Origin of the sequence: Rufibacter radiotolerans, from assembly GCF_001078055.1 — a bacterium.
GTDB lineage: Bacteria > Bacteroidota > Bacteroidia > Cytophagales > Hymenobacteraceae > Nibribacter > Nibribacter radiotolerans.
The window spans coordinates 3,712,720-3,734,974 of the sequence record NZ_CP010777.1 but is presented as its reverse complement, the minus strand read 5'-3'; the positions used below and the strand labels follow the sequence as shown (position 1 = coordinate 3,734,974).

Sequence of the window (22,255 nt, the reverse complement as noted above, 5' to 3'; positions counted from 1 at the left end):
TGTGAAAACACTTATACTGATATAAGTACTGCAGAACTTTGCATCACCCAAGGCCCGATACGGGGAATAACCTCTGATAATAGATTATTCCTTTTTGCTTTTGTAAGGAAAAACTTAAAACAGAGCCAAAATCTAGGGTGGAATTTCATTCAGGACTAAGACATTAGGAGTACAGCGAAACGCAATTATCTTCTGATCACTTTGGATCCAGATAAATTCATTGCTTCACATGCCAAAAAATACCCTGACATGACTTCAAGGATTAAAAAGCATAAAGAGGACGTCTTTTACATTATTACTAATCAAGAAGCGTTGTACCCTTTCGCTGAATGGTCAGATGATGCGGGCAAGGATTTTATTATTAGTAGGTTAAGTACAGGCATTGGCCCTTAAGCTGATTTAAACAAAATGTACTGGCTATAACATCATATACGCAAAACACTCGCTCCGCTGCGTGCTTTTTGTATACTAACCGTTGGCACAAATTGTAAATGACGAATAGGCTTTTATTTCCAAAAGAACACCTAATTAAAATCACTGAATGTTATGAAAGACAAAATATCAGTGGTGTCTTAGGGCCAGAATACTCCCCACTAAATAATGACCCCTATCATGGCTTAGATGCAAAGGCAGAAGGAACAATCCGCTCTAAATACATGCTCTACCAGGAGAGTGAAACGGTGTTTATTTATTTTTCAAGGGCTTTTTTGGAAGTTAATTATACTGGTAAACCTTTCTTTCCATATTTAAAAGGGAGGATAATAAGAATGAACCAAGGCGTAGAAATTCGTGGGAGTGTCAGGTATAATAAGATATTAAGCTTCTTTTTACCTGTCCTGTTTGCTGGTTTGTTGCTTGCAGTGTTCCTGTTGAAGCTGCCTTGGTTTTTCTTGGGCTTATCTATCTTGTTTGCCGTCATCATTAAAATCTCAAGCAAGAACTTAGGGGATGAATTAATGCTGGACATAAAAACAAAAGTGGATTCTATTAACAAAAGAACAACAAGTGCTAGCAACACCTAAACGGCACTATCGGCCGACGGCCGCCGTCGTTTACACGAGTACGTTAGCTGCAAGCACTAAAACGATTTTAAATTATTTAACTAAAATGGATATAAAATACAGCTTCGATGATAAACCTACTGCAAAGCAGGTTATTGAACTTTATGACAACTGCGGCTTGCCTCGCCCGACACGAGACAAAGAAAGAATTCAAAAGATGTTTGATAACTCCAATCTAATTGTAACAGCGTGGCACGAGGACTTATTAGTTGGTGTTTCGCGGTCTATAACAGATTGGGTATGGAGTTGCTATTTAGCAGACCTTGCAGTAAGGCAAGAATATAAAAAAGCAGGTATTGGTAAAAAATTGATACAGTTAACAAAAGAAAGGGTTGGAGAACAATCAATGGTTTTACTCTTGTCTGTTCCGACGGCTATGGAATATTATCCTAAGGTTGGATTTGTGAAGCAAGAAAGTAGCTTCATCTTAAACCGAGCAGATTGGCAGTGAACCCGATAATGATTTTTCAAAGCTGGCTTCAGGATGAGCTAAATTTGACACAAGTGAGAATCCCTGCCGCTTGTTGTTTATCGACTATTGGATTAGATAATTATCCTAATGCACGATTTGTCTCCTTAAAAGAGGTATCAGATGATAGTTTTGTAATTACTGGGCCTTTGAACTCAAGAAAAGGACTTTAAATAAATCTATGCAACAAAGTAGCTTTAACTTTTTGGTGGGTTGAAACAGAAAGGCAAGTAAGAATCCAAGGAGAGGCAACTCAGATTTCAAAAACGCTTGCAGATAAATATTTTTCAGAGAGAAACAAAGACAGCCAAATAATTTCCATCGTGAGCAAACAAGGACATGTAATTACAGATGTAGACGGACTCATAGAGGAATATAATAGAATTGAGCAAAGCTCAGGAAATAATAAGCTAAGAAGACCAGAATATTGGGGAGGTTATACAATAAAGCCTGCGCGAATTGAATTTTTAGAATTCAAAACGACTCGGTTTCATAATCGGGATTTGTACACAATAGAGAACCAAAAATGGGTTTTACAAACATTACAACCATAGATTGAAAAATGCCAGCAGCTAACGGTTAGTATAAACGTCAGCATCGGCCGACGGCCTTCGCCGCCGTCTATACTAACCATTGGTGTTAATTTATAATTAATTAAAAGAGCATGGGTGCTTGGGACACATTAATAAAGGGCAATGATACTTGCCTTGATATTTACTCCGCCTTTTATGACAGGTATAACCAAGGGGAGAGTCCTTCGGCTATCTCAAAAGTTATTTTTGCTGATTATCAAGGTATGTTCGAAGACGAAGATGATAGGAACAATTCTCTTTTTGCCCTAGCATTTGCACAATGGGAAACGAAGTCACTTGACCCAACAATCTACAGCAGGGTGAGAGACATAATTGAAGGTGAGCAAGACTTACAAGTCTGGAAAAATTTAGGTGCTGACGCAAAAACAATTGAAAAGAGAAGGAAAACACTCCACAAATTCTTAGAGCAAATCTCAACAGAAAAAGATAAACCCAAGCGTAGAGTTAAACCTAAATTTGAATTTGAGACCAAAGACCTGGTAAACAGCTTATCCCCTGATTCAAACAAGGCAATAAGGATAAGTGAAGAGTACACAAACAAAAATTACATCCATACGAGTGGTCTTATAATGTGGGAGAATGGCGGGGGAGCAATCCTTTATTTCACAGGACATGGTATGGAGATTTCCGCCAGTTGGCTCGATAGTCAAACGTTGGAAGTAACTCATCAGAATGAAATTCAGTTCGGAATGAAGAATGAAAAAGCCTTCTTCTGTGGTGATGAAGTGAAAATCATCTACAAAGGGAAATAAGCAAAACTTCCACCAGTGCAGCCTTAACCCTCGTTACTCTTCGGGCTTCTTCTGCAACAATTCGTTAGCGTATAATAGAACTTCTGGAGTAACTACACCCAAGTTAATCTTATGTTCCATCAATTTTTCAAGCCGAGCCCTGCTTTAGGAGAGATTGTGAATAACATCATGATCAACAAGATCTCTTTCAACGCCGCCATCCCTAACCCCAGTTTCCTATTTCCGCCGCTGCCAGAGCAATGCCTTTTCTTCTATCCGCATGACTGCATGGAGGTGCAGTATGCTTCTGGGGAGAAGCAAAAGCTTTCGCCTTGTGTATTGGTGGGGCCACAAACCGAGCCCCTACACATTACCATGGGCTATGATCACCTGGTGATAAAAGTGGGCTTTCAGCCTGGCGGGTTACACCGGCTGCTGGGCATACCCATGCACCACTTATTGCGCACCGAAGCCTTTGATGCCAGTGACCTCTTTGGGCCAGAGGTTTACCTGGTAAATGAACAGTTAAGAGAGGCCGCTTCCTTTCACCAGATGCAGGGTATTGTAGAACAGTTTTTACTGAAGAAACAAGGCGCCCTGAAGAAACGCCTACCCATAGACCATGTCTTGCCGCTTTTGATCAAACACGGCGGTTTATTGCCGGTAGACCAACTGGCCAGCCTGGCTTGTTTAAGTAACCGCCAATTTGAAAGAACCTTCAAAGACCGGTTAGGCCTATCTCCCAAGTTTTTCTCTAGGCTTGTGCGGTTCGCCAACGCTTGGGTGTACAAAGAAGCTCGCCCAGATGCAAGCTGGGTAGAAATAGCCTATGCCTGCGGGTACTATGACCAAATGCACCTCATCCGGGACTTTAAAGAATTTGCCGGCGCTACCCCTTCCATCATTGAAATTTCGCTTCGCGAAGCAGCCATAAATCTCCAGAACAGAGTATTCAGCTAAGTTGTCGGGTTTGTACTATCCTGCCGTTTCCTGCTTTTGTAGTTTTACTAAAAAAGCAAAGAAGCTATGAAACATCTATTCTGTATGCTACTAATTGCCGCTGGCTGCACGTCAAATCTTTTCGCTCAGACAAGTAAAGACAAACAAGCGGTGCAGACGCAGATTGAGGCTATGCTCCATAGCTGGAACCAACACCAGTTCAGTGACATGGATACCTACACTACCCCAGATGTTGATTGGGTAAACATAGTGGGCATGCGGTGGAAAGGACGCAAAGAAGTGCAATATGCCCATGAGGCCTTCCATAAAACAATGTTCAAAGACGTGCCGGTTGATTTGAAGTCAACGGACATCCGGTTTATCACAAAAGACGTCGCCGTGGCCCACATCATCACCCATTACGGAGAATTCACTACCCCAGGCGGCAATAAAATGGGCAACACAGATGATATTGCCACCCTGGTATATGTGAAAAAGAAAGGGAAATGGCTCCTGACAGCCGGGGAAAACGTGTCTGTAAGTGAAGGCGCAAAACAGCATGACCCCGTCAATGAAATGCGGGCAAAATAACCAGTGGTTTAGAATACCGCTAAATACAGCCAGCCCATGAAAAGTGAGCGATCCTTGTTGCTCTCAATAGGTGTAAAGAACTTACTATAATGACAGTTGTGCACTGCCTGCCCAGTGGACACCTTCAAATGAAAGCCTGTGTGAAAATTGGTTCCCCAAAGAGGTGCCGGTCTTTACTTTGCCTCCGGCGTAGACTTAGCCCCAATAGATTTCAGCCAGGCCAGGAGCTCCTGTTTTTGGGCATCGCTCAGTTTGGCGTCACGGTGGAGGAGGGTGTAGGAGGTCATGGGCATTTCGCCTTCGGCTACCATCTCATAAGACTCATCCAGCTTGTGTTTGGCTCTTTTGGCGGGCAGGTCTCCGTATTCTGAGAAGTTGAGTTTGCGGCGGCCTTCGTCAATATGGTCTTTGATCAACCACGAAAATGGCGCCACGTTGGTGTACCACGGGTAGGTGGTTTCATTGGAGTGGCAGTCATAGCAGGAAGCCCGGAGAATGCCTGCCACAGCCTGCGGCGGGTTCTTTAACGTGATAAAATCTTTGGCAGGGTCTACCGGCGGATTGGTGGTGTCAATTCTAATAAACTGGATCAGGACCAGGAGCACCACCAGCGCTAACAGGATTTTATATACAGTTTTCATGGCTTATTTTTTAGGTAAGAGCATGCTTAGATTTGTCTTTTGCGCTGCAAAAGGCCATGGCAAGAACCTGCGTTTGCGTTTTCCTCACACCGTAGCGTTGCTACGCTGCTCACAAACCGCTTCCGCAGAACCTTACTCTTGCCATTTTCGCCTGCAAAATCAAAATTTAAACAAGCTCCAGGCGTAATGTTACTTAAAAAGCAGACATCTTCCTTCGCAGCGGGCCAAAGAAATTTCTGCTTTGGGGCTGTTTTCAGGAAAACGGCCCTAAAACGGAAATGCCTCTTAAACCTATGCTTCTAGAAAGGATACCCAATGGCCAGGTTCAGCACTCCGTTCCCAAAGAGGCCCGAGGAAGGTCGGCCGCCGTTAGGGTAAGACGGGTCACGGAGGGGGTAAGCCAGGTCAAACCTGACCACAAAAAACTGCACGTCTATTCTCAGCCCGGCCCCGGCGCCAATGGCCAGCTGGCTCATGAAGTTACCGTTGAATTTTCCGCCCGGGCGGGTAGGGTCTTCGTTCACCAGCCAGATGTTACCGGCGTCCACAAAGAAAGCACCTTTCAGGTACGGGTCCAGGAGCGGGAAGCGGACCTCGGCGTTGCCTTCAATCCTGATGTCGCCGGTCTGGTCAAAGTAGGAGAAGCTGCGTTTTACCGGGTCTCCGCCTTCGGTGAGCAGGTTGGGGTTGTATACGCCCGGGCCAATGCTGCGGGCCGCAAAGGCCCGTATGCTGTTGGGGCCACCAATACCGTACTGCTTGATGTAGGGGAGCACGCGGGAGTTTCCATAGGGTAACCCGTACCCCCCCAGCAGGCGGGTGGCCAGCACCAGTTTCTCAGAGAAATTAAAATAATAGCGGGTTTCAAGGTCTACTTTGGCGTACTGTGACAGTGTCTGCCCCCTAAACTGGTTAGGGTTGTCTGGGTCTGCGGGCCGCTTGTTCTTAACGCGGTAAAACAGGCCCCATAACCCACCTGACAGATCAAGCCCCGGGCTGACGTAGATCTGATGGGTTTTACCGGGTATATTCTGGGTGTTGAAGACAAGGCGGTAATTGCCCCCAATGATCAACTGCTGGTCAAAGGCCCGGGCCAGGAACGGGCGCTCCTCTATGGCGGTCTCAAAGGCGGGGGTGGTGTTGAGTAAACGGGCATAGGTCACCTGCACCGGGTTAAGCACTATCTCCGTGGTGGCGCGCTGTTTCCAGCTGTAGCCGTACTCAAAATTGAAGGAGTTCTGCTGGAAGAATTCCTGACGGTCTATAAACCTGAACCCTAACATGAAGCGGGTTCTGGGCTGGTACATACTGCTGGAGATTCTAATGTCAAAGGGAGAGATAATGCGCGGCACGTTCATCTCCGCATCGGCGCCCATCTCAAAAGAGGAGAGGCCAGAACTGGTGGAGTCTCCGCTAATCTGAGATTCAAACGATCCCACCAGGTTGATTAACAGCAATTCGCCGCCGCGCAGGGCGTTCCGGTTCCTGAAGCCTACGGTAATGCCCGGCCCGGCATAACCATTAGATTTCTGCACCGTCTGAATCTCGGCCCGCACAGATTTTTTCTTGGCCTGGGTCAATAAGATATCCGCCTTCAGGCGGCCGTTCAGGCCAATGGAATCAAGGGGTGTAAACCGTACTTCGGCAAATTTGAACGTGCCCAGGTCCATTAAACGGTTAATGGTCTGCAGGTGGCGTTTGCGGCTGTAGAGGTCATTGTTTTCTATGAAAACGGCATTGAGAATGGTGCGGGCCTTGAACGTTTTCTCGTCTGGGTAGTACTTGTAGTCTTTGTACTGCACCGGTGGGGTGGAAGAGTCACCAATAGAATCTGTGAGGGAGTAGTCTGTGAACACGCTCACCTGCTGGTAACGGTACGGGATCAAGGCCTTTCTGGGGGCCGTGTCTTTAATGCGCACGTATACATTCACCTTGTTGTTGAGGGTGCTGTCTACGTGGAAAATGAGGTAATCTTCGTCAAAGAAAAAGAAGCCCTTCTCTTTGAGGGTCTCATTGATGCGCAGGCGCTCGCCAATCATGGTCTGCAGGTTATAGGGGTCGTTGACCTTTAACAGGCTATTAGGCTCCGTTTCCCGTATGGCTAGGGCCAGGCTGTCATTGCCCTGCGGGAACTGCACCTGCTGAATAATGTACTGGCGCCCCACGGTGGCGGCATAGTCTACCCGGGCCATTTTCCTTTTGCCGGTGCTGTCTATCTTAAATTCCAGCGTGGGGGAGAAGTAGCCATTGTTGTAGAGGCGGTTTACCATCTGGCCCTGCACGCGGTCTGGGTGGGCCTCACTCAGGAGCACGGGCGGTTCGCCCAGGCGGGTCTTGATCCAGTTGGGAATGCCTTTGGTTTTCTTGTTTCCGCCCATGGCGTTGTAGATCCAGAGCTTGGGCCTTAACCCCAGAAAAGAGGTGTTAGGCTGCGGCCTGATGGCGGCGTTGAGCTCAGATTCCAGGTCTTTGGTTTTGGTGTTCTGGTCTGTGGAAGTCACTTTGATGGCGCCGCCAATGTAGAGATAATCGCCCTGGGGCACACTCTTAGTGCTGCTGCAACTGGCCAACAAGGCTAGTAACAACACGGGCAGCAACACCCTTAGGCAAGGATACTGGGAAACGCGTAACGGGTGGAACAAGGATATCATTATTTTGCTTTGCCTATGTTTCTGAAAAGTTCAGCGAGGCTGTCATACTCGCGCACAAAAATGAGGGACAGGCCGGTGCGTTGCAGCTGCCCGTCCAGGAAGCCTTCATAGGCGTTTTGCCGGAAGGCCCGCATGCGCAGACGGCCGTCTTTGGTAATAGAATATTCTACTGAGATATCACCGGCAAAACCGCTGGCGTTGTTGCGGGCGTTGTTCTGCCCACTTCCCTCCAGGTTGATGTCGGTACCAAAGCGCACGGTGAGGCGGTCATTGGCCAATTGCTTTTGCATGGCCACGTTCAGGTCTGTGCGGCTGCGGGCTTCGCCCGAGGAATAATCATCATAGGAGTTCAGCCCCAGTTCCAGCCCCAGATTGCCCAGGTACTGCCCAGTCAAGGCATTCAGTTGGTCTGACAGCACCTGGCTGGCGCTACCCCTTATGGTGCTGTTAATGCCGCCGCCCGCCGACGAGGCCAATGGGTCCTGCGCCATAAACCGGCCCAGCACCAGCAAGGAAAAGACCTGTTTGGTGCGCTCAGATTCCTGGGTAGGCTGGCTTAATTGTTCCAGGCGGGCGTCTACCTCTCCGCTAAATGCGCCTTTGGCTTTCTCATCTAACTCAATGTTAAAGGAGACGGCTGGTTTCATGATCTCGCCTTCCAGGTTCAGGCGCACGTCAAAGGGCAGTTTCTGGCGGAACTGACCGGCGCTGCTCGCGTCTATGCCGGCGGTCTGGCTTTGGATAAGCTCCAGCGGGGCGGCGTCTACGTTGTAAATGGCGGTCACGTTGATATCTGCGTCAAAGGGATCGCCGTTCCAGACCGCGTAACTGGAGGGATCCAGTTCAAACTCGCGCTTGACCAGTTCATACAGGTTCAGGGTGTACATGCCCTCGGTTACATCAAACCGTCCTGATAGGGTAATGTTCTCTGTGACATCATAGCCCACGTTCATGTTGGCCTCGCCTTTGAAGATAAGGTTGTCGCCAGATTCCTGGTCCACAATCACGGTAATTGGCGTGTCATCGGTCAGGTTCAGGACCATGGCCATTTCCACGCCCTGCACCTCGGCATCTACGGTGTCCAGTTGTTTCTTCCGGGAGATGCGGCGGTTTCGGGTGCTGTCCACGTCCACAAAGAGCACAATGCCTTCGCGGTTCACGCTCACTGCCTCGTCTGGTATCACATAGGTGAAATTGGAATTGGGCGCCACCGTCACGTTGGTTTTGATGATGGGCACGTTCAAATCTCCGGTAATGCGGGTGTCACTGTCTACGAACACCCTCCCAAAGTAAAGCGGATTGTCTTGGGCGGTGCTGTTCATGACCATAAAATCTTCGGTGGTGGCCCTTAGGTCAAACTTATAGTCCAGGAAGTTGGAGGTAAGAATATTGCCGTTCACCACCGCGCGGTTATTGAGGGAGTCCAGCAACTCAAAATCATCAAACCTGATGCCTTGGTTGGTCACGCTCAGGCGCTCATCTGAAATGCGGTAGGTAGAATTGAGCATGGCCAGGTTGAAGGTAGCGTTCTGGAACTGCAGGTCGCCGGCCACCTGGGGGTTATCTATGTTGCCTCTAATGGCTACCGTGCCCAGTAAGCCGCCGCCCATGTTTTTGATAAGGCCCTGGGTGAACGGCTGCAAACTGGCCAGGTTCAACTGGTCAAAGTTCAGGTCAAAGGACATAGGCTGACCGGCAGTGGTAAGGTAATAGCCGCCCAGGGTCACATTATTACCGTTGCCGGTGAGGCGGGCGGTTACGTCATAGCGGCTGGGGCTGGTGTTCCTGGCCTGCAGTGACACATCGCCCACGGGGTTCTGCAGGTAGCGCAGGCCGGTCAGGTTCATGTCTGCCGTAAAGCTCATGTTACCGGTGAGGTTATTGACGGTGGCCTGACCGTTGAGGGTGCCGGCCACCAGGCTGTCTTGCTGCGCAACGGCGCGGGCCAGGTAGCCCAGGTCCACATCCGTCAGGTTCACGTTGAGCGGCGAGTTCTGGGCATTAGGGTTCTGGCTCTGCAGGAGAATGGCCATGGCGCCCTGTGATAACCGCAGGTTGTTGGCCACCACTGCTCCAGAGGTGGTGTAATAGCGCAGGTAGTTATTGGGTCCTACTTCCCAGCGGTCGCGGTTAATAAGCAGGTCTGGGGTCACGTTCACCTCAAAGCCTCCGGTCATCTGGCGCACCAGCAGCCCGATGGCTGATTCCTCATCGCCGGCGGCGCTTTGGTTTGCCGCGCGCAGGGCCACGGTATTGTTCTGCACGTTACCGGCCATCACAATATTGTTGAACCTGAAGGTAGTGTCCTGCCGGATGCGCTCAGCGCGGGTGGCGTAGGTCAGTTTGCTGGGGTCAGAGGATACGTCCAGGGAAAGGGAGTCTAGCCTGATGCCGTTGTAGCGGAGCCGAGGGAGCCGCGCCACCACCTGCAGGTTAGCTGTCTGGCTGTTATAGGAACCGTGCAAGGTATCTAACGCCAGCCTGTCTACCCCGGGTATGAAGGCTGCCACCAGGCGGGGTTTGTGCAAGGCCGCCGCAAAGGTAAACTGCCGCGGCGTAGACCGTGGTTTATATGGTCCGTTGCCCAGGTCATAGTACCGGCTGATGTGGTTCATGAGTTCCGGACCAATATCTCCCAGCGCTACGTTGCCATCAAGGTTGGCGGTGAGCACGTCTGAGAACAGGCGCACGCGGGTATCGCCGGGGCGTTGGGTAAGGGTGAGGTGTAGGGTGTCAAAGGGCAGCACCTGGTTGTTGCTGGTAATTGCGGCATCACTGGCAATGATGGTTCCGTTGAGGCTGTTGGCGTTGCTTCCGCTCAGGTTGGCAGTTATGTTGCCGCGCATGCGCAGGTCCTCTGAATAGAGTTTGAGCGCCTGGAAGTCAATGGATTTGATGTTGGTGTTAAAGCTGTAGCTGGGTTGCGCGCCGCGCATGTTCACTACGCCGTTCAGGTTGAAGGCCAGGTTCTCATCTGAGCTGCTGCTGGCTTTAATGTCATAGCGGTTGCGGTTAGCGTCTACATTGAAGCCTATGTTGCGGTAGTTGTACCCATTGTACTCCAGGCTCTGCACGGTGCCATTTATTTTAGCTACCATGTTCTCTGGGGTAATGCCGGTGCCGTTGATGGTGGCCACCATGGTAGCTCTGCCCAGCGCGGGGTCTTGCATGAGCTTGCCCAGGTCAAAGCGCTGGAGGCGTACGTTGCCTTGCACGCGTTCCTGCCCGGGAGCCCGGCCCGGGCTCATGTCAATCTTAGCTACGGCATTCCCGAAGGAGGTGCGGGCGGTGGCGTCCAGGTCAAAGGCGGTCATGGTACCACTGAAGGAACCCTCTATGTCCATGACCGGCGGCAAGGTAATGTTGGCGGGCAAGGTACCGGCGGGAAGCAGGGATTTTACGTCGTCGGCGGTGGTATGCAGGCGGTTGATCTGGAGGTTGGCCGCCAGGTTGTCTGGGTTTGGCAAGCCTTTCACGCGGCCGCTCAAAGCCAGTTGGGTATTGCGCCAGCCGCTCACGCGCACGTTACTCAAGAGCAGGTTGTCCATACGGCCGTTCACCAGCCCGCTCAGGTACACGGTCTCGTTCAGGTTTCCGGCCAGGGGCGGCTGTTTGGCAAGGGAGGGCTGCAGCAGGGCCACGTCTCTAAACCCGATGTGGGTGTCTTTTAAATCGGCGGAAAGGGTGAGTTTGCTCAGGTCATCGGCGGCGGCCTCCAGGGAAGGGTAGCCTACTTTAATGCGACGAGCAATACGGCTATGGCCGGTTTCCAGCACCAGGTCGGTGAGTTCGGTCTCTACGGAGTCAAACAGGATGCCAGCCGTGAAGTTCTTTACCTCAAACCCGCTTTTCTCCTGGAAACTGAGCTGCTCCAGCTGGGCGGTGGTACGGTTGGTGCTGAAGTACAGGTCCTGGAGCTGCAGGTTTAGGTTGCGGGCCTGCAAGTGGTTGTAGTCTACGCCGCGGGCCTGTTTGGGGGCGTCATAGTTGTCAAAGGCGGCATCTACCTCGGTGACGTTTAGTTTGTCCAGGGTAACTACCCATTTCACGGGCTCGCCGGTGGTTTTGGAGACAGCCTCTTCAATGGCCTCAATGGCCTCGGCGGGATTCACCACGCGGTACTCGGCGGGCATTTCGGCGTTCTGGGAGTAGGCCAGGGTGCTGTTGTGCAGTTCCAAGTTAGAGAGGTCCAGGCGGGTGTTCACCAGGTCAATCTTATCGGCGGCCAGTTTGGCCTGGCCCAGGTTGGCGTCTATGTACTGCTTGGCTACGCCGTTGCGGTACTTGAACCTGACATTGTCCAGAGACACGGTCTTGAGCCCGAACTGCATGGTCAAGGGCTCAGACTCGCCTTCGGGCGGCACTTTGGTCTGAATCATGTCTACCCAGGTATCGCGCAGCGCGATGTCATTAATGCGGTAGATCTCTTTCTCCAGGTCCAGCTCGTCCATGTCCAGGGTGAGGTTGCCCACCCGGGTGCGCACGTTCTGGCCGTTCACCTCGTCTTTGTAGGTGAGGTAGATGTTCTTCAGGTCTACGCTGCCAATGTCATAAGAGAAACTGGCCGTGGAGTCTGTGGCGGTGGTGTCAACGGGCGTGGTGAAGGCATCTATGATAAAGTCAAAGTTGGAGACGCTGTCTGGCAGGGTGCGGGAAAGGTGCACCGTGGCGTTTTCCAGCTCCAATGACTTGAGGCCCACCTTAGATTTGAGCAGGCCCAGAATGTCCAGGTTGGCGGCCAGGCGCTGCGAGTACCAGAGCGTGTCACCTTTCTGGTCTTCCAGGTACACGTTTTCCAGCAGGATGTCTTTCCGGAAGTCGCTCCGGAACTTACCAATGCGCACCTCTGTGCCCAGTTTGTTCTGAAGATAAGATTCTGCTTTTCGGGCGGCAAAGTCCTGCACCTTGGGAACCTTCAGGGCAACCAGCAACGCCACCACCAGCACCAATACCCCCCCAATGATCCACAGGAGCACGACCAGCGTCTTCAGCGTGTATTTCTTAACGTTCTGCGTAGACAAGTTAAATAGAGTAGCAATTTTGTGAGATGCTACTTGTACTCAAGACAGATAGCTGTGGTTACAGAAGAATAGGGAATCTGCTATAATAAACCGGATAAAATCTGCCTGCGCGCCAGAAGGAAGGCCCCAGTTCCTTCGCCTGCTTTTCCTATGAGGGATAGCTTATCAAATGGCCGGATATAATTAATCTGTTTTGCGCGGTGGTTTTGGTCTGTTTTTAGAAAAACAAGCTTAAAACGGAAGGCTATTCCAGTTGGGCTTGGGAAGGGGGACTTGAGGTCCTGAGTTGTTCTGGCGGCAGGAGGTGCCCTATACGTGTCCTGTTTTTTATGGCCATAACCCTCAAACCACATCCTACATCTTGTCATCCTGAAAGGATCTCGGTAGCGAACGGCAGTAGCGTTTACTACATTGCTTTTCTAGTACGCCCACAAGGTCCTTTCAGGATGACAGAGAGAAAAGTTACGCCTGGATGGTTACTTACTGCTCTTCTTTGCAACTCTGATCGGTTTTCTGGAGCAGGGCCGTGTCAAAGCCGAGTTGTTGGGCCTGCTGCACCAATTGCCGGTAAATGGGGGCGGGAAGGGTGGTGGCGCGGGCCAGAATCCAGAGGGACTTGCGGTCTGGGGTGCCCACCAGGGCGTGCGAGTAGTCGGAGGCCAGGCCCAGGATCCAGTAGTCGCCGCGCAGGGGCCAGAAGAACTGCACCTTCAGCTTAGCGTTGTGGCTGCCCTCTACCGCGAAGGCCTTACCGGTAATGCCGGTGCGCTTGCCGTTTTTGCGGCAGGTGTTCCTTACCTCTACGTAGCCTTCTTTCAGGGTGTACTGGGCCGTGGTGCACTGGCAGCCGCGCTGGAACCGCTGCGGGAAAGAGGCAATCTCATGCCAAGTGCCCGCATACCGGGCCAGGTCTACCGAAGAAACCGTTGGCAGGGGCGCAGGCTGGGGCCTGAGCGCCGCATATAACGCTCCGGAGGCCAGAAGCCCGGCGCCAAGGCTGAGAAGAAGTTTGGAGGTTTTCATGGTGGCTAAAGGCGTGAACCCGCCCGGGGCAGGAGGCCATCAGCCGACCACCGGCTACCTGGAACGGTAACCGGGTATACGGGGGCATTTAGTAAAGGGGTTTGCGCATCTGGTAATGCTGCACCTCGCCAAACAGCAGGTGGGTAGGGTGTTCCTCTATGAAGCCGTTACGCTTGTAGAAGTTCTTGGCGTACTCGCGGGCCTGCACGATCAGTTCCTTGGCGCCCATCTTGCGGGCCTCCTCTTCCACGGCCTGCAGCAGGCGGCGGCCTACCTGTTTGTTCTGGTACTGGGCACTTACCGCCAGAAAGCGCAGCTGCGCCTCAGTGTCGGTTTCCATGTGTACGCGGCAGCCACCCATGATCTCTCCTGAATCATCATTGATGGCCATTAAATGTACTGCGGTGTCATCATCTTCCATGCGTTCGCTGCCCAGCGGCTGGTGCCAGGGCTTGCGTAACATTTCATAGCGTAAACGGTAATACTGTTCAAACTCGTGGAAGGTAGAGGGCTGAATAATTTGCATAACTGCGTTTTTAAGCTCTTTTCCGTAAAATCCCGCTAAACTAGTAACTTTGATCGGCTTCGTGTAAAAGAAGTGCGTATTTAAATAAATTTTCTATCTAAAATCCTGTTATGCCATCATTTGATATTGTGAGCAAAGTTGATCCGCAGACCCTGGAAAATGCCATCAACACCGTAAAAAAAGAAATTCAGACCCGCTTTGACTTCAAGGATACCAAAGGCAGCGTGGAGCTGGACAAGAAAACCAACGTGGTGCACCTAGTCACCGAGAACGACATGCGCCTTCGCCAGATTGAAGACATTATCCTGAGCAAGATTGTAAAGCAGCAGATTGACGCCACCGCCCTTGACTTCACCAATGAGCATGTGCCCAGCGGCGCCATGATCAAGAAAGACGTGAAAGTGCGCGCCGGCATTGACAAGGAAGACGCCAAGAAGATTGTAAAGCTCATCAAAGACAGCAAGCTGAAGGTGACGCCCGCCATCATGGATGACCAGGTGCGCGTAACCGCCAAGAAGATTGATGACCTGCAAGAGGTGATGGCCATGCTGCGCCGCGCCGAGCTGGGCATTCCGCTGCAGTTTGTGAACATGAAGTCATAAGGCGGTTAGCTGGTATACCAGTAGATAGGGAGTGCGGGAGGTTTCTTAGCCGCCCCCTTCTGTTGCCTGCGGTAAATTCTGCTAACTTGCGGCCCGTATCCTTCTTTTCCCTCTTCAGCTTATATCTATGATTGAATTATTCTCCAGCCCCGATGTCTGGCTAAGTCTTCTCACCCTTACCTTTATGGAGGTAGTGCTGGGGATTGACAATATTGTTTTCATCTCCATTGTGGTGGCCCGGCTGCCCAAGGCCCAGCAGGCCCGCGGCCGTACCATAGGCCTTATGCTGGCCCTGGTTTTCCGGATCATACTGCTCTCTTTCATCAGCTACATTGTCAACGCCAACCAGCCCCTGGTCACCTGGAACCTGTTCTGGCTAGATGAGCCGTTTGATGTCTCCTGGCGCGATATCATCTTGTTTGGTGGGGGCTTGTTCCTGCTGGCCAAGAGTACCACCGAGATTCACAACAAGCTGGAAGGCGAGGAGGAAGGTGCCACCGCTACCGGCGGTACCGCTTCCATGGGCAAGATCTTGGTGCAGATTGTGCTGGTAGACATTGTTTTCTCCTTTGACTCCATCTTAACCGCGGTGGGCCTGGTGGACCACGTGAGCGTGATGATCATAGCCGTGATCATCTCCATGGGCATTATGCTGGCCTTTGCCAAGTACGTGAGCGAGTTTGTGAACAACCACCCTACCGTGAAAATGCTGGCCCTTTCCTTCCTGATTTTGATTGGGGTGATGCTCATGGTGGAGGCCATGCACGCCCACATCCCTAAGGGCTACATCTACTTTGCCATGTTCTTCTCCCTGGTAGTGGAGATGCTGAACATGAGGCTCAGGAAGAAAACCGTGCCGGTGCACTTGCGCCAGAACGAGATCCTGGACAACGATAACAACCCAGACACCCTAATGTAAGAAACTGCATAGGTGGCAGGCAAAGGGCGGAGACGGTGCAAACGGTTTCCGCCCTTTTGTTTTTCTGTTTTGGGGGTGTTTTTGGGAAAATGGGCTGGAAACAGGCTGGCGTCAGCCCCAGGTTTTCAGGGTAAGCGAACCTCTTTAGGCGCGGGCCAGTAAACCTTACCAATCTTTCCTTTTACCTCTACACAAAAACTATGAAATTAGCTGGAAATACCGTGTTGGTGACCGGGGGCGCCTCGGGCATTGGCCTGGCCATGGCCGAACGCTTTTTACAGGCCGGCAGTACCGTCATTATCTGCGGCCGCCGCCAGGACAAACTGCAGGAAGCCCAACAGAAGCATCCTGCGCTGCACACCCGGGTGTGTGACGTGGCCGTGGAGGCAGACCGCGTGGCCTTGCTGGAGTGGGCAACTACTACCTTTCCTCAGCTCAACGTGCTGGTCAACAATGCCGGCATTCAGCGCCGCATCAACCCTGTGGCGCAGCAGGAAGACTGGCGCGAAACGCAGCAGGAAATAACCATTAACCTGGGGGCGCCTATCCACCTGTGTCACCTGTTTATTCCGCACCTGAAGGAGCAGCCTACGGCGGCCATTGTGAATGTAACCTCGGGCCTGGCCTTTACCCCGGCCGCCTTCGCGCCTATCTATTGTGCCACCAAAGCCGCCCTGCATTCCTATACCATGTCGTTGCGGTACTTGCTGGCTAAGACCAATGTAGAGGTAGTGGAGATTGTACCGCCTGCCGTCAACACAGACCTGGGTGGGGCTGGCCTACATACCTTCGGTGCCGATTTGAACGAGTTTACAAATTCTGTAATGGAGCGCGTAGACCAGGGGGAGTTGGAAGTAGGGTTTGGCAGTTCAGAGGAAAGAAGAAACGCCTCTCGCGCGGAGAACGACGCCTTCTCTGCCCAGATGAATGCCCGGTTGAGCTAAACCTGTTTCGGGCCTGTTTTCAAAAAAACAGGCCCGAAACAGAAATTTAATAGTGCAGGAATTCCGCTCAGGAGACACCACCCATGGCCAGGTAATATCCCAGGCCTGCCAGGGCGCTGACGGCAATCCAGGGGATCATGCCAATCTTGAACCGGTACATGGCCACAAAGGAGATAATAATCCAGACCAGGCTGAACACCTCCAGGCCGGCTAGAGACACTTGCTCAGGAAATAAAACCGCCTTCCCGAAGTACACCGTCAGGTTAAGAATCACCCCCACCACGGCGGCTGTCACCACGCCTAACACTGCTTTCACGGTGCCGTTGTCGCGGGTCTTCTCAATGATGGGCGCGCCAGCCAGAATAAAGAAAAAGCAGGGCAGGAAGGTGTAAAAGGTAGTAGTGAAAAGGCCCAGCGCGCCCATGGCCAGGGAGCCCCCGTATTGGTGGAAACCCGCCATAAACCCTACAAAGGCCAGCACCATAATGAGGGGGCCCGGCGTGGTCTCGCCCAGCGCCAGCCCGTCAATCATCTCATATTTGGAAAGCCAGCCCAGTTTCTCTACCGTCACCTGTGCCACGTACGGCAACACGGCATAGGCGCCGCCAAAGGTGATGAGGGCGGCCTTGGTGAAGAAGGTAATTAAGGTGCTCCAAAAGCTGAACTGGCGGGTAAGGAAATAGAACAGCACCAGTGGGAGTGCCCACAGCACCAGGGTGACCAAAGCCCGCGTAGCGCTGCGCACCAGGTTGAACCCTGCGCCTACCACCACGCTATGGGCATTAAGGTAATAGGCCTCTTCATTGGCGTGGGCCGTGGTGTCGCCTGCTTTTTCTTCCAAAAAGGACGGGTGCAGTTTCTGCAAGGCAAAGGCCAGGGCCAGCGTGACCAGAATGATGAGTGGGAAAGGCACCTGCAAAAAGAAGATGGCCACAAAGCTGGCCGCGGCTATGGTATAATGGAACCAGCTCTTTAAAGACTTACCGGCAATCTTGAGCAGGGCCAGCACCACAATGGCCACCACCGCAGGCTTCAGCCCATAGAACAGCGCCGACACCCACGGGATCTGCCCGAAAGAGACATAGACCATGCTCAGCCCCAGCAGCAGAAACACCGATGGCAAGACAAACAGGATGCCCGCCACCAGGCCGCCCTTTACCCCGTGCATAAGCCAGCCCAGGTAGGTGGCCAGTTGCTGGGCCTCGGGCCCCGGCAGCAGCATGCAGTAGTTGAGCGCATGCAGAAACCTGGAGTCTGAGACCCAGCGTTTCTGGTCTACCAGAAAATGGTGCATGATGCCAATCTGCCCGGCCGGCCCGCCAAAGGAGATAAACCCCAGCTTCAGCCAGAAAAGGAATGCCTCTTTGAACGAGGGCTTTTCTGGGGGAAGCGGCCCGTTAGCGGCTTTTTCTGGTGGAGTTTCCGGCGGAGATTGTGTCATAAGAAGGTAGGTAAAAGTAACATTCCTTGAGGGTATTGTAAAAGGGCGCCGGGGCAACGTTCATTTACACCAGATGGGTGGTATACTGCCAAGTCCCTTTTCTGGTTGACCACCAAGAAAGAAGCTGCCGGCCATGGCCAGGGAAAGCTCTGGACGCGTAAGGCTGCAGTGCTGGAACAAGCCCATGAAGATGCGGAGGTAGAGCGTAAAAGGCTGGTTTTTAGCCGCAAAATGTTGTATCTTCATAGCAGGGCTGCCTCCATCAAGCCTTACAAATAGTGCCAACGTTAGGGGCGGACCTATTATCCATTTAAACTACAGGCAAGATGAAATGGGCTTATAGTGTCAAACAGAAAGGAAAAGCCGCTATGCTGCTTGCCTTGGTGCTGGTGTTGGTGTTGGCTAAAAATATGCTGGACAGCAAGTACGTGCGCCAGTTAGGTACCTCTTTTGCGGCGGTGTATGAAGACCGGTTGCTGGTGGAAAGCTATATCTTCCAGCTGTCTGGGCACTTGTACCAGAAAAAGATGACGGTAGACAATTACTACCAGGTAAAGGATTATGCCCTGCTGCAGGACAAGTTAACCTCCAGCAACGCGGCTATTTCCACCTTGCTCCAGGACTATGAAAAAACCCAGCTTACCCAAGACGAGTCCCGGCACTTTAGCGCCTTAAAGCAGAATATGGCCGCCATTCAGGCCCTGGAAACCGGTTTCCTGACCAAGGCAGCCGCAGGGCAGGAGACACCTGGCGGACAGCGGCAAATGGATGCCCAATACACCCTGGCCTCTGGGCACCTTAACCAGTTGTCACATATACAAGTGGCCGAAGGGAAGCGCTTAAGCGAGCAGTCAAAGCAGATTGTGGCCGGTTCCACCATTTTAACCCAGTTTGAGCTGGTGCTCATCATCTGCATTGGCGTCATGATTCTGATGTTGGTCTTCGCGTCTAAATCTAAGATCTCCAAATTTCCGCAGAAGCCAATGCTCAATTAAGCTTTGTGCCGGTGAGTGAAAAGACCTTCCGCTAACCGTTATGCAACGCCTGGCACTAGAACCCTTTAGCAGAGACGGCAGCCAGTCAGAAAGAGAAATCATGAGGCATGGCAGGGAACGGAAGTGGCACTTCCAACTGTTTCTCTTATCTTCACCAACGGAAGCCCCGCAAACCCACTTCCTGTCTTTACGCCATAACATCATGATGAAGAATACCCTTTTAGTACTAGCTGTTTCCCTCTTCTCGCTGGCCGGTTGCTCCGGGCCAAGAGACAATAAGTCTAATACTACCGCGCCGCAGGGCGTTTCCCAGCCGGGCGCTACGGCAACCCCGGGCACCCCGCAGGCCCAGCCCTGGGAGAGACCCGCGCAACCGGCCGCGTCTGGCGCTACCGCGGGCCTGAACCCGCCGCACGGCCAGCCGGGCCACCGCTGCGATATTCAGGTGGGGGCGCCCCTGAATTCGGCGCCGGCTACGGTCCCTGTCATCACCTCCGGTACGCCATCAGCGGTGCCGCAAGCCCCGGTTTTGCCGTCGGCCCCACCCATCTCCACGGCTAAGGGTCTGAACCCGCCGCATGGCCAGCCCGGGCATGATTGCGCTGTTCCGGTAGGTGCCCCATTAAGTAAATAACCAGAACGCAGGCAGTCTCTGCATTTTCTTTTTAAGGCGTTTTGGGCCTGTTTTCTGAAAAACGGGCCCAAAACAGAGTACACCCGGCAGTGCCCGGCAGGACCCAGATCCTGCCGGGCACTGCTTTTTTAAGCCTCGGTTAATTGTGTAGTTTTGGCCCTTGTCTTTTTCCTCTAACCCACCTTATGAACACAAAACTAGTGATGCTGGCCAGTGCCTGCCTGATGGGGCTGATAGGTCTGGTGTTTTCTTTTCTTCCCCTGGAGGCCCTTAGGTTTTTAGGCGTTGAGCCCAGTGGTAGTACCGCTTTGCTGGGGCAGTTACTAGGGGCATTGTACCTGGGTTTTGCCATGCTCAACTGGATGGCGAAAGGCATTTTAATAGGCGGCATTTACGCACGTCCACTGGCCATGGGCAACTTTGCGCACTTCTTTATTGGAGCCATGGCCTTGCTGAAAGGGGCGCAGACAGTACCGCAAACAGGGGATGCCGTGTGGGTGCTGTTGGGGCTGTACGGGATCTTCGCGGTGCTTTTTGGGTTGATCACGTTCCGGCACCCGTTGAAAACGAAAGCTGCCTGAGAGTGGGGGTTAACCAGTTTCTGTTTCGGGGCTGTTTTCTTGAAAACAGGCTTAAAACGGGCATGGCCTCTTCAGGGGCTCACCTTGAAAGGCATGCTGTAACTTTTGTGCCAGATGCTGTAAATTTTTTGCCGCCACTTGGGCAGGGCGACAAAAAAAATTACCTTAAAATCGGCAAAGACCACCACTCCGGAGCGAGGTATTAACGGCGAAGGCAATCTCCTCACCTGTGCGTTTGCCTGGAGCGGCGAAGGTAGGAGGAGCAGGAGTAGGGTGGAGGTTATTTGCTAGCAATATCTGCACTTTTGTTTTGGTCGCTCACCTTTCAACCTCAACCTTATGTCAACGGAACCCCAAGCCTCTCCAGAAAAAGAACCCCTAAAGGAGACCTCTAACGGCATTAGCCGGCGCACGTTTGTAAAAGGCGCCGGCCTGGCAGTGGCCAGCTTTTACTTCTTCCCCCGGCACGTGTTGGGCGGCCCCGGCTTTGTGGCGCCCAGCGATAAACTCAACATTGCCGGCATTGGCGTGGGCGGGCGCGGCGCCAGCGTGCTCAGGAACATGGCCACGCAGAACATTGTGGCGCTCTGCGATGTGGACTTCGGCTTTGCCGCCAAAACCTTTGCCGAATACCCCAACGCCAAAACCTTCAAGGATTACCGCGTCATGCTGGACAAAATGGGCCGTGATATTGATGCGGTCATGATCGCCACCCCAGACCATTCGCACGCCATCATTGCCCTGGAGGCGCTCCGGCGCAAGAAACACCTGTACGTGGAAAAACCGCTCACCTACACGGTGGAGGAGGCCCGCCTTCTAACGGCTGCCGCCAAAAAGGCAAGGATGATCACCCAGATGGGTAATCAGGGCCACTCCAACCCCGAGGGCATGCAGGCCGTGGAGATGATCCGGAACGGCGACATAGGCCAGGTTTCTACCGTTCATGCCTGGACCAACCGCCCTATCTGGCCCCAGGGCATGCCCCGCACCACCCAAACCTTCGGCATGCCGCCTACCCTGGACTGGGATCTGTTCATTGGCCCCGCTCCGCTAAGACCATATAATCCGGCCTACCACCCGTTCAAGTGGCGTGGCTGGGCCGATTATGGGGTGGGTGCGCTTGGCGATATGGGTGCTCACCTGTTGGATCACCCCAACTGGGCCCTGGAACTGGGCGCGCCCGTGAGCGTGCAGGCGTCCTGTACCCCCTGGGGAGGTACCAAAGAAGAGCCCATGGTCAGTTACCCCTTGGCTAGCCAGGTCACCTTTGAGTTTGCCGCCAAAGGCAACCGCGGACCGGTGCAACTGATCTGGTCAGACGGCGGCATTGCCCCCGCCCGGCCAGAGGAAATGACCGATGAAGAACCACTGGGCGACCGCGGCGGCGGGGTGCTTTACCTAGGCGACAAAGGCAAGCTGGTACACAACACCTATGGCGCCAAACCCCGCCTGATCCCTGTTTCCCGCATGCAGGGCTATGCCCCGCCCACGCCCACCATCCCCAGAATTGAGACCACCCATGAGATGGATTGGGTAAATTGCTGCAAAGACGGCAAACGCCAGCCCTCCTCCAGCTTTGACTACTCGGGGCCGTTAACCGAGACCATGTTGCTGGGCGTGATTGCCACCCGTTTCCCGGGCAAGAAACTCCTCTGGGACGCGGCCGCCATGAAATTCACCAACCTGCCAGAGGCCAACCAATACCTGGGCCGCCAGTACCGGGTAGGCTTTGGGCTGAGCTAAGAAAGGTAGAGCCGTTTTAAGCCCGTTTTTCTGAAAACAGGCTTAAAACAGAAACGGAATTCTGCAGTGGTTACCCAGGTAAACCCGATTTGGAAAGTCCTGAAAACAGAAGCGCCTCCTGATATCTCAGGAGGCGCTTCTGTTTTACGC

The 22,255-nt window shown here is 52.5% G+C and carries 20 protein-coding genes; 14 read left to right on the top strand and 6 right to left on the bottom strand.

Annotation, left to right across the window (positions count from 1 at the left end; all coding sequences use genetic code 11):
- Positions 1-201 precede the first annotated feature (201 nt).
- The 7 genes from TH63_RS20595 (at position 202) to TH63_RS15090 (ending at position 4,384) form a co-directional block, all read left to right on the top strand.
- Positions 202-393: a hypothetical protein gene (locus TH63_RS20595; protein ID WP_048921676.1), complete on the top strand. Its 192-nt coding sequence runs from the start codon at positions 202-204 to the stop codon at positions 391-393.
- Positions 394-491: 98 nt separating this feature from the next.
- Positions 492-1,022 carry a hypothetical protein gene (locus TH63_RS15110; RefSeq protein ID WP_048921675.1) on the top strand — a complete coding sequence of 177 codons (531 nt, stop codon included), beginning with the start codon at positions 492-494 and terminating at the stop codon, positions 1,020-1,022.
- Between the two features lie 85 nt (positions 1,023-1,107).
- Entirely contained in the window at positions 1,108-1,512 is a 405-nt protein-coding gene (locus TH63_RS15105) for a GNAT family N-acetyltransferase (protein WP_048921674.1), read from the top strand.
- A gap of 341 nt (positions 1,513-1,853) precedes the next feature.
- The gene (locus TH63_RS20950; RefSeq protein ID WP_197088570.1) at positions 1,854-2,084 is read left to right on the top strand and encodes a pyridoxine 5'-phosphate oxidase C-terminal domain-containing protein; all 231 of its coding nucleotides are present in this window, start codon (positions 1,854-1,856) and stop codon (positions 2,082-2,084) included.
- 110 nt (positions 2,085-2,194) lie between these two features.
- Positions 2,195-2,875 carry a hypothetical protein gene (locus TH63_RS15100; RefSeq protein ID WP_048921673.1) on the top strand — a complete coding sequence of 227 codons (681 nt, stop codon included), beginning with the start codon at positions 2,195-2,197 and terminating at the stop codon, positions 2,873-2,875.
- Between the two features lie 111 nt (positions 2,876-2,986).
- Positions 2,987-3,814 (top strand): helix-turn-helix domain-containing protein, encoded by an 828-nt coding sequence (locus TH63_RS15095; protein ID WP_082161729.1) that lies wholly within the window; start codon positions 2,987-2,989, stop codon positions 3,812-3,814.
- A 66-nt stretch (positions 3,815-3,880) separates the two neighbouring features.
- Positions 3,881-4,384 (top strand): SgcJ/EcaC family oxidoreductase, encoded by a 504-nt coding sequence (locus TH63_RS15090; protein WP_048921671.1) that lies wholly within the window; start codon positions 3,881-3,883, stop codon positions 4,382-4,384.
- A 173-nt stretch (positions 4,385-4,557) separates the two neighbouring features.
- Here the strand turns inward: TH63_RS15090 and TH63_RS15085 are convergent, their stop codons facing one another.
- The 5 genes from TH63_RS15085 to TH63_RS15060 all read right to left on the bottom strand — a co-directional run bounded on the left by TH63_RS15085 (position 4,558) and on the right by TH63_RS15060 (position 14,246).
- Complete coding sequence (locus TH63_RS15085; RefSeq protein WP_048921670.1) at positions 4,558-5,025, bottom strand: heme-binding domain-containing protein; 468 nt, start codon at positions 5,023-5,025, stop codon at positions 4,558-4,560.
- Positions 5,026-5,324: 299 nt separating this feature from the next.
- The gene (gene tamL / locus TH63_RS15080) at positions 5,325-7,676 is read right to left on the bottom strand and encodes a translocation and assembly module lipoprotein TamL (protein ID WP_048921669.1); all 2,352 of its coding nucleotides are present in this window, start codon (positions 7,674-7,676) and stop codon (positions 5,325-5,327) included.
- Positions 7,676-12,697 (bottom strand): translocation/assembly module TamB domain-containing protein, encoded by a 5,022-nt coding sequence (locus TH63_RS15075; RefSeq protein WP_048921668.1) that lies wholly within the window; start codon positions 12,695-12,697, stop codon positions 7,676-7,678. The genes tamL and TH63_RS15075 overlap by 1 nt, the downstream gene beginning before the upstream one ends.
- 480 nt (positions 12,698-13,177) lie before the next feature.
- Positions 13,178-13,720 carry a lipocalin family protein gene (locus tag TH63_RS15065; RefSeq protein ID WP_048921666.1) on the bottom strand — a complete coding sequence of 181 codons (543 nt, stop codon included), beginning with the start codon at positions 13,718-13,720 and terminating at the stop codon, positions 13,178-13,180.
- 88 nt (positions 13,721-13,808) lie between these two features.
- On the bottom strand, positions 13,809-14,246 hold the full coding sequence (locus tag TH63_RS15060) for a GNAT family N-acetyltransferase (protein ID WP_048921665.1): 438 nt from the start codon (positions 14,244-14,246) through the stop codon (positions 13,809-13,811).
- Positions 14,247-14,356: 110 nt separating this feature from the next.
- Here TH63_RS15060 and TH63_RS15055 point away from each other — a divergent pair, with 110 nt between their 5' ends.
- The 3 genes from TH63_RS15055 (at position 14,357) to TH63_RS15045 (ending at position 16,711) form a co-directional block, all read left to right on the top strand.
- Positions 14,357-14,848: a YajQ family cyclic di-GMP-binding protein gene (locus TH63_RS15055; protein WP_048921664.1), complete on the top strand. Its 492-nt coding sequence runs from the start codon at positions 14,357-14,359 to the stop codon at positions 14,846-14,848.
- A gap of 127 nt (positions 14,849-14,975) precedes the next feature.
- Positions 14,976-15,767: a TerC family protein gene (locus tag TH63_RS15050; RefSeq protein WP_048921663.1), complete on the top strand. Its 792-nt coding sequence runs from the start codon at positions 14,976-14,978 to the stop codon at positions 15,765-15,767.
- Positions 15,768-15,967: 200 nt separating this feature from the next.
- Entirely contained in the window at positions 15,968-16,711 is a 744-nt protein-coding gene (locus tag TH63_RS15045; protein ID WP_048921662.1) for an SDR family oxidoreductase, read from the top strand.
- A 67-nt stretch (positions 16,712-16,778) separates the two neighbouring features.
- On the opposite strand, the gene chrA is transcribed toward TH63_RS15045, so the two are convergent.
- Positions 16,779-18,152, bottom strand: coding sequence for a chromate efflux transporter (gene chrA, locus TH63_RS15040; protein ID WP_048921661.1), 1,374 nt, complete (start codon positions 18,150-18,152; stop codon positions 16,779-16,781).
- A 326-nt stretch (positions 18,153-18,478) separates the two neighbouring features.
- Here chrA and TH63_RS15035 point away from each other — a divergent pair, with 326 nt between their 5' ends.
- The 4 genes from TH63_RS15035 (at position 18,479) to TH63_RS15020 (ending at position 22,105) form a co-directional block, all read left to right on the top strand.
- On the top strand, positions 18,479-19,147 hold the full coding sequence (locus tag TH63_RS15035) for an MCP four helix bundle domain-containing protein (protein WP_048921660.1): 669 nt from the start codon (positions 18,479-18,481) through the stop codon (positions 19,145-19,147).
- 202 nt (positions 19,148-19,349) lie between these two features.
- Complete coding sequence (locus TH63_RS19850) at positions 19,350-19,781, top strand: hypothetical protein (RefSeq protein WP_156180640.1); 432 nt, start codon at positions 19,350-19,352, stop codon at positions 19,779-19,781.
- Between the two features lie 185 nt (positions 19,782-19,966).
- Complete coding sequence (locus tag TH63_RS15025) at positions 19,967-20,362, top strand: hypothetical protein (protein ID WP_048921659.1); 396 nt, start codon at positions 19,967-19,969, stop codon at positions 20,360-20,362.
- A gap of 339 nt (positions 20,363-20,701) precedes the next feature.
- Complete coding sequence (locus TH63_RS15020) at positions 20,702-22,105, top strand: Gfo/Idh/MocA family protein (RefSeq protein ID WP_076606504.1); 1,404 nt, start codon at positions 20,702-20,704, stop codon at positions 22,103-22,105.
- Positions 22,106-22,255 lie beyond the last annotated feature (150 nt).